We start from the raw sequence: 6,852 nt of genomic DNA on the forward strand, positions 1-6,852 counted from the left end.
CTGCCGCGCCCATCGGGGTTCGCCATCGCGAGGGGAATGGACCCCTCGGCGTTCATCGAAGGAGAAAGACCATGCCTGCAATCGGATATGTCACCAAGCAGTCGAGCGGCGGTTACAAGGGCCAGTTGAAGACACTGACCATCCGCGCCGAGATCGATATCGTGCCCAATGCGGCGAAAAGCGCCGAGGCGCAGCCGGACTTCCGCGTCCTCACGCAGGGCGTCGAGATCGGCGCGGGCTGGACGCGTACCGGCGAAACTTCGGGCCGGGACTATGTGAGCCTCAGCCTCGCCGCCCCGGAATTCGGGCCGCGCCGGCTCTACGCGAATCTCGGCCGCGCCGCCGGTCAGGATGACGACGAGACCTTCGCGCTGATCTGGAATCCCGTCGACTGACGTCACACCATCGCCTCCGCGTCCCTCCGGGCGCGGAGGCTTTTCCCTTCTGCGATCTGTTGCGCTGGCGAAACGACGTGGCCGGATATTCGCCGCTCGGTCACCGGACCTCTTTTTCCGATCCTTGCCGTGGTGGGGCTTCCTTGCGCGATTCGCGCGTGGGTTACATGCGAGGTGCCCCATGGATGACGACGCGACCCGGGCTGCGAATGCCAAGAAGGGCAGTCCCTTTCTCAACACGCCGCAGGCCGCGCACTATGTCGGCCTCTCCGAGCGCACGCTGGAAAAGATGCGCGTCGTCGGCGGTGGCCCCGAATACCGCAAGCATGGCCGTTATGTGCGCTATCACATCGACGATCTCGACGCCTGGTCGCGGGAGCGGGCAAAGCGCTCGACCTCCGATGAGTGAGCGGCTCTCCCTCATCGCCGAGAGCGGCGCGCTGGTGCCCATGCGGTCTCCGCGCGGCCCGAAACACCCGCACCGCCGCAGGCGTCTTCTTCTCTGGACTGTGTTCGGCATCGGCCTGATCGGCGCGACGGCGCTTCTCGACCCACTGCCGCGTCTCGTCTGGAACGCAAGCGCCAGCGCCCCGCGCGGGCTCTATCTGCGTCTCTCGCCGGATTTTGTCCGGGGCGATCTTGTGCTGGCGCGCTTGCCGGAAGAGGCACGACGCATTGCCGACGAACGGCACTATCTCGCGCGCGATGCCCTGCTGATCAAGCGCGTTGCGGCCAGCCGGTTCGATACGGTCTGCATGACCGGCAACGACCTCACGATCAACGGGCGGCACGCGGTGCGGCGGCTGGAGTTGGACGGCGAGGGCCGCCTTATGCCGCGCTGGCGGGGCTGCGAGAGGCTCGGCGGCTATCATGTTTTGCTGCTCGCCGAAGGCGAACCCAGCTCTTTCGATGGGCGGTATTTCGGGCTGGTCGAGCGGGCGCTCGTCATCGGCAGGCTGGTACCGCTATGGATATTCTGACGCTGGTTCTCGCCCATGCGATCCGCAGCGCAGAGCCGGAGCATGGCCTCACACCACTAGCCACCATGAGCATAGTGGTCGATCCGGAAGCAAGGAACATGGCGCGATGGCGGCCCCTCATCGCCGAAGCCGCGCGGCATTTCGGTATTCCGGCGCACTGGATCGAGGCCGTCATCGAGGCGGAAAGCGGTGGCCGGACTCTGCTGAACGACGCGCCGATCACATCGCCTGCGGGCGCAATGGGACTGATGCAGCTGATGCCCGCGACCTATGCCGAACTGCGGGCGCGACATGGGCTCGGCCCCGATCCGCATGATCCGCGCGACAATATTCTGGCGGGCACGGCCTATCTGAGTGAGATGCGCGACCGCTTCGGCTTTCCGGGACTTTTTGCCGCCTATCATGCCGGGCCGACACGCTATCAGGCCTATCTGAAGGGCGAGCGGAGCCTTCCCGAAGAGACCCACGCCTATCTCGCGGTGGTTCTCCCGCGTGTTGAAATCGTCCCCACAGACGACAAAGCAGTCGTCTCATTGGCAACCGCACGCGTGTCTTTCGCCTCCGGAAAATCGCTTTTCTTCCCGCTCGACGGGCATGAAACGCGCCCCGAAGTTGCTTCGACGAACGATACGGTTCAGCGTCGAAAGCGGTATCTCTTTGCCGGTTCTGACGGCAAATCGCGCGGTGACTTCGCTGCCGGTGGTGGCGATCTCTTCGTGCAGCTCTTCAGCATCTCCCGTTAGTCAGTCCCAGGAGAAAGGGCATCGACGCAGGTGAGCGTGGGGTGAACTCGATATCGCGGGAGGGCAAGATAAAAGAACGGCGCCATGAGGGGCTTATGTTCCTGTCTGCACATCTCTTTTGACGGCGCCATGCGCCGAAGGCGTGGCGCCATTGTCGCGCCAAGTCCCTGTGTCTCTTCGATCTTCATGGCGCCGTCTTGTCCGCCAGCAAAAGCCGATCATTTTTTGATGATAGGTGGCGATCGCGGAGAGGAGACGATGCAGGACGACAAATTCGAACCACGTCTCGGCCGGATCGGAGCGCGCGACGGAAAGGCCGAACGCCGCTACCAGCAGCGGGTGCTGAAATCGGCGGCGCTGGCGGGCGGTCGCCGCTTCGGTGGAACGTCGCCGGGGGCGGGGTTCCAGGGCAATCGCATCGGCCGCGGCGCCGGCATCGGTCGTGTCCTCGCATCGCGCGGAACCCATGCTGCCTTTCGCGCGCGGCGCGTGGTCGTCAAATCCCGCATCGTGAAGCTGAAGGGGCAGGGTCAGAAAGCGGCGCGTCTCCATCTCCGCTATATCCAGCGCGACGGCGTGACGCGCGAGGGGCTGCCGGGCGAGCTTTACGACGTCGAGCACGACCGGGCGGACGGCGAGGCGTTTCTGAAACGCTGCGACGGCGACCGGCACCAGTTCCGCTTTATCGTTTCGGTCGAGGACGCAGCGCAATATGAGGAACTGAAGGGTTTCACGCGGCGCTTCATGGCCCGCATGGAGGAGGATTTGGGGACGCATCTCGATTGGGTCGCGGTCGATCACTACAATACCGGCCATCCCCATACCCACATCATGCTCCGCGGCAAGGACGAGCGCGGACAAGACCTCGTCATCGCGCGGGATTATCTGTCGACAGGCATGCGCGAACGCGCCGCCGAAATTGTCACCCTCGATCTCGGCCCCCGCAGCGATCTCGAGATTGAGGCGAACCTCGCGCGGGAAGTCGAACAGGAACGGTTCACCAGTCTCGATCGCGGTTTGTTGAAGGAGACGGATGACGAAGGTCACGTCCGTTCTGATATGACCGCAGGTGATGCGTTCCGGCAAACCTTGCGGGCGGGCCGGCTGCAGAAGCTGAAGCGACTGGGACTGGCGGAGGAGGTCACGCCCGGAACGTGGAAGCTTGCCAAGGGGTTGGAACCGGCGCTTCGCCGCATGGGCGAACGTGGCGACGTCATCAAGACGCTTCACCGCGAAATGACCGAGAAAGGACTCGCCCGCGCGCCGTCGGATTATGCGGTTCACGATCCGGCAGGTGGGCAGGCGCGGCGCATTGTCGGTCGTGTCATTGGCCGGGGACTGTCGGACGAACTCAATGACCGTCACTACCTGATCGTCGACGGGCTCGACGGCCGCGCGCATTACGTGGATATCGGCCGGTCAGAATCTGTGGAAGCTCTGCCGGACGGCGCCATCGTCGCGATCACGCCAAAACCGGTGGAACCAAGAGAGGTCGACCGGACGATCGCGGAGATCGCCGCCGCGAATGGCGGCCGCTACGACATCGACGCGCATCTGTGCCACGATCCGACGACGAGCCGCGACTTCGTCGAAACCCACATCCGGCGGCTGGAAGCGATGCGGCGGCAGGGCGGATTGGTTGAGCGTGAACCTGACGGAAGCTGGGCAATCGCGCCCGATCACCTGGAACGCGCCGCATCCTTCGAGCGCGGTCTGGCAAGATCGAGTCCTGTCCTCGTCGAGACGCTTTCCGCCTGGCCGCTAGAGCGACAGGTGACCGCCAATGGCGCGACCTGGCTTGATCGCGAGCTGGTGGCGGAAAAGCCGGAGCCCTTGCGCGAAGGGGGCTTTGGCGGAGATGTCCGCGGCGCGCTTGCGTTGCGCCGGCAATGGCTGGTCGGGCAGGAACTGGCGCGGGAAGAGCAGGACCGGATCGTCTATCGCGCCAACATGCTCGGCATCCTGCGCCGCCGCGAACTGCTGCGTGTGGCGGGGCAACTCTCGGGCGAACTCGGTCTGCCCTACGTCGAAGCCGAATCCGGGCAAAAGGCGACCGGGACCTATCGCCGGCATGTCGATCTCGGCAGCGGCCGTTTCGCGGTCATCGAGAAATCGCGCGAGTTCACGCTCGTGCCCTGGCGGCCGGTGCTGGAGCGGCATATCGGCAAGCAGGTCTCGGGGATTGTCCGGGAGGGGAGGGTGTCGTGGATGATCGGGAGGCAGAGAGGGTCAGGGGTTTCATAGGTCCGCTTAGCGCCGATATTGTTGATTTAGTCGCTGCGAGATCGACAGTTCGTCCGTGGGACGATGATTTCGGGCCCGTTGCCCGGGGGCCTGATGCCTGATGGCCTTATGACGGCGGGCCGGTTACCCGGCCGGTGTGGCTTCATGCCGCCGCAGGGCCATGGCTCGGCATTGCTCGAAGCTTCGCCAGCTTCCTCAGGTTTTGCGCGGTGGCGGCGAGGAGGAACTCGTCTCTGGCGCCCTTCGGTCCGCGCAGGCGCAGACGGCCGAGTTTGAGGATGCGTTTGAGGTGGGCGAAGAGCATCTCGACCTTCTTGCGCCGATGCCGCGAACGCTCATAGGCCGGCGTGTTCGCCAGAGCCCGGGCCACATCGCGCGCATCCTCGTCGATGTCGCGCGGCACCTTGCGCTGTGGCGTGTTCGGACAGCACTTGATCTTGAGAGCGCAGTTCTGGCAGTCGGACTTGCTCGAACGGTAGAGCCGCGTTCCGTCCTTGGTGATGCCCGAACGCGGCGTCGCATAGGTCCGTCTGAACTGCACCAGCAGCTTGCCGCCCGGGCAGGTGTAGTGGTCCTGCCCGGCATCGAAGACGAAGTCGGAGCGCGAGAAGGTGCCGTCGGTCCGGTTCGATTTGTCGAAGACGGGGATGTGCGGCTCGATCTGCCGCTCCTTGACCAGCCAGGCGAGGTTCGCCGCCGATCCATAGGCGCTGTCGGCCGCCAGATGCCGGGGCTTGAGACCGAAGCGCTCATTGGTCCTGTCGATCATCGTTCGCGAGGCGCCCACCTCGGCCTGCCGGATGGCGCGGCTGGCCTCGACGTCGAGGATGACCGCATTCTCCGTGTCGATCAGATAGTTGGTGGCGTAGGCGAAGAAGGCATGCCCCTTGTGAGCACCGGTCCACTGCGCGGCCGGGTCCGATGGCGAGATGAACTTCGGCTTCGCCGCGCTGGCGGCGCCGAAGGCCGCATCGTCCAGTGTCGCCAGATACGCACGGACAGCCTGTCCTGCATCCGGGCCAAGGTCATCGGGGTGCCACTCGTCGCCGGGAACAGAGCGCTGCTTGTTGGCATCCGCCGCGATCAGGCTCGCATCGACGGCAAAGCCTTCGCCACCGACCAGCCCCTCGCGCAGGCAGCGTTCCACCACCGTCTCGAACAGATGCCGCAGGATATCGCTCTGCCGGAAACGGCCGTGCCGGTTGCGCGAGAAGGTCGAATGGTCGGGCACCTTGCCGTCCAGCCCCAGACGGCAAAACCATCTGTAAGCCAGGTTGAGATGGACCTCCTCGCACAGGCGCCGTTCGGACCGGATGCCCAGGCTGTAGCCCACGATCAGCATCCGCATCATCAGTTCCGGATCGATCGAGGGCCGGCCGATCATGCTGTAAAAGGGCTTTAGCTCCGCGCGCACCGCCTCGAGATCCAGGAACCGGTCGATACGTCGCAACAGGTGATCGTCAGGAACATGATCGTCGAGACAGAAGTCATAAAACAGCTGCGCCGGCACCGCCTGTGTTCCCATCATCGCTCTGCCCTCCGATCAGCACAGCACGATGGAATCACGCTCCAGAAGCCGGTTCAACCGCCGACTTAATCAACACAATCGGCGCAAAGCAGTCATTCAGAGCCGGGGTGAGACCGCGCCGTTTTTCTCGCCTGTTGGCAAAGGGTTTTCGTCCAGAAGTCAGGCCGCCGTCGCGATGGCGACTGCAAGGCCTGCGACAACCCCGAACGCGTGCTGCCAAATGCTGGCAGACATGGTGAGTTGCCATATCTCCAGCATCATGCCGTAGCCCACCAGCGCCGCAGGCGTTGCAAATACCCCCACAACCAGGAACCGCAGCAGCGGAGAGCGGCTCGTCGCGAGCGCTGCCTGCCCAAGGCCGAAGACGAGGCCGCCGACGACCAGGCCGACGAGAGCGCCACCCACTATGCCAGCGCCTGATGTGATCGCCCAGTAACCGGTCGAAAGCCCGACCATGACCGGAAGCGCATAGACCGCGCATCTGAACAGCAGCATACAGAAGGCGCCGAGCCCGAAGACGGTAAGCAGAAGCATGGCGATCATGTCGGATCTCCATCTGTTGCTGTGAGTTCTCGCTTCATCGGAGCGGTGCAAACGATTTCGTGCATCAACGCTCGTTATTGGATTCTACACCTCGTGAATTCGCGTTTCCAGAGTCCTTGCTCTCACGTTCATGCATTCTCACGGGCGCTCTCTTTCTCGTCTGCGTTCATCGTCGCGTGAGGGCGCAGATAAAGGCGATTTTCAGAATCCTCCTTCCGATTGAATCCTGTCTCTCGTTCTCGCGAGCTTTGGCGCGATGGAGAGAGACGGATGACCCCGACAAAACTTCTGATCGGTCAGGCGCTGATCGTCTTCGCGATCGTCATTCTGGGTGTCTGGACCGCGACGCAATGGGCAGCCTTCGCACTCGGCTTCCAGACGCGTCTCGGCGCGCCCTGGTTCGTTCTCCTGTCATGGCC

The 6,852-nt window shown here is 63.9% G+C and carries 7 protein-coding genes; 5 read left to right on the top strand and 2 right to left on the bottom strand.

Annotated features, from left to right (window positions below):
- Positions 1-71: 71 nt before the first annotated feature.
- The 5 genes from CMI59_RS01310 (at position 72) to rlxS (ending at position 4,362) form a co-directional block, all read left to right on the top strand.
- Positions 72-395, top strand: coding sequence for a DUF736 family protein (locus tag CMI59_RS01310; RefSeq protein WP_293323652.1), 324 nt, complete (start codon positions 72-74; stop codon positions 393-395).
- 181 nt (positions 396-576) lie between these two features.
- Positions 577-804: a helix-turn-helix domain-containing protein gene (locus tag CMI59_RS01315; protein WP_041535925.1), complete on the top strand. Its 228-nt coding sequence runs from the start codon at positions 577-579 to the stop codon at positions 802-804.
- Positions 797-1,375 (top strand): S26 family signal peptidase, encoded by a 579-nt coding sequence (locus tag CMI59_RS01320; RefSeq protein WP_293323658.1) that lies wholly within the window; start codon positions 797-799, stop codon positions 1,373-1,375. The genes CMI59_RS01315 and CMI59_RS01320 overlap by 8 nt, the downstream gene beginning before the upstream one ends.
- Positions 1,363-2,118, top strand: coding sequence for a lytic transglycosylase domain-containing protein (locus tag CMI59_RS01325; RefSeq protein WP_293323661.1), 756 nt, complete (start codon positions 1,363-1,365; stop codon positions 2,116-2,118). The genes CMI59_RS01320 and CMI59_RS01325 overlap by 13 nt, the downstream gene beginning before the upstream one ends.
- Before the next feature lie 258 nt (positions 2,119-2,376).
- Positions 2,377-4,362, top strand: a complete 1,986-nt coding sequence (gene rlxS / locus CMI59_RS01330; protein ID WP_293323664.1) for a relaxase/mobilization nuclease RlxS — start codon at positions 2,377-2,379, stop codon at positions 4,360-4,362.
- Between the two features lie 142 nt (positions 4,363-4,504).
- On the opposite strand, the gene CMI59_RS01335 is transcribed toward rlxS, so the two are convergent.
- Positions 4,505-5,890, bottom strand: a complete 1,386-nt coding sequence (locus CMI59_RS01335) for an IS1182 family transposase (RefSeq protein ID WP_293323667.1) — start codon at positions 5,888-5,890, stop codon at positions 4,505-4,507.
- 159 nt (positions 5,891-6,049) lie between these two features.
- Positions 6,050-6,433: a hypothetical protein gene (locus CMI59_RS01340; protein WP_293323670.1), complete on the bottom strand. Its 384-nt coding sequence runs from the start codon at positions 6,431-6,433 to the stop codon at positions 6,050-6,052.
- Between the last annotated feature and the right edge of the window lie 419 nt (positions 6,434-6,852).

Origin of the sequence: Parvibaculum sp., from assembly GCF_002684405.1 — a bacterium.
Classification (GTDB): domain Bacteria; phylum Pseudomonadota; class Alphaproteobacteria; order Parvibaculales; family Parvibaculaceae; genus Parvibaculum.

Bases quoted from the DNA above. Each gene is read 5' to 3' on its own strand.
- CMI59_RS01310 (WP_293323652.1), top strand. From the start codon at position 72: ATGCCTGCAATCGGATATGTCACCAAGCAGTCGAGCGGCGGTTACAAG.
- CMI59_RS01315 (WP_041535925.1), top strand. From the start codon at position 577: ATGGATGACGACGCGACCCGGGCTGCGAATGCCAAGAAGGGCAGTCCC.
- CMI59_RS01320 (WP_293323658.1), top strand. From the start codon at position 797: ATGAGTGAGCGGCTCTCCCTCATCGCCGAGAGCGGCGCGCTGGTGCCC.
- CMI59_RS01325 (WP_293323661.1), top strand. From the start codon at position 1,363: ATGGATATTCTGACGCTGGTTCTCGCCCATGCGATCCGCAGCGCAGAG.
- rlxS (WP_293323664.1), top strand. From the start codon at position 2,377: ATGCAGGACGACAAATTCGAACCACGTCTCGGCCGGATCGGAGCGCGC.
- CMI59_RS01335 (WP_293323667.1), bottom strand. From the start codon at position 5,890: ATGATGGGAACACAGGCGGTGCCGGCGCAGCTGTTTTATGACTTCTGT.
- CMI59_RS01340 (WP_293323670.1), bottom strand. From the start codon at position 6,433: ATGATCGCCATGCTTCTGCTTACCGTCTTCGGGCTCGGCGCCTTCTGT.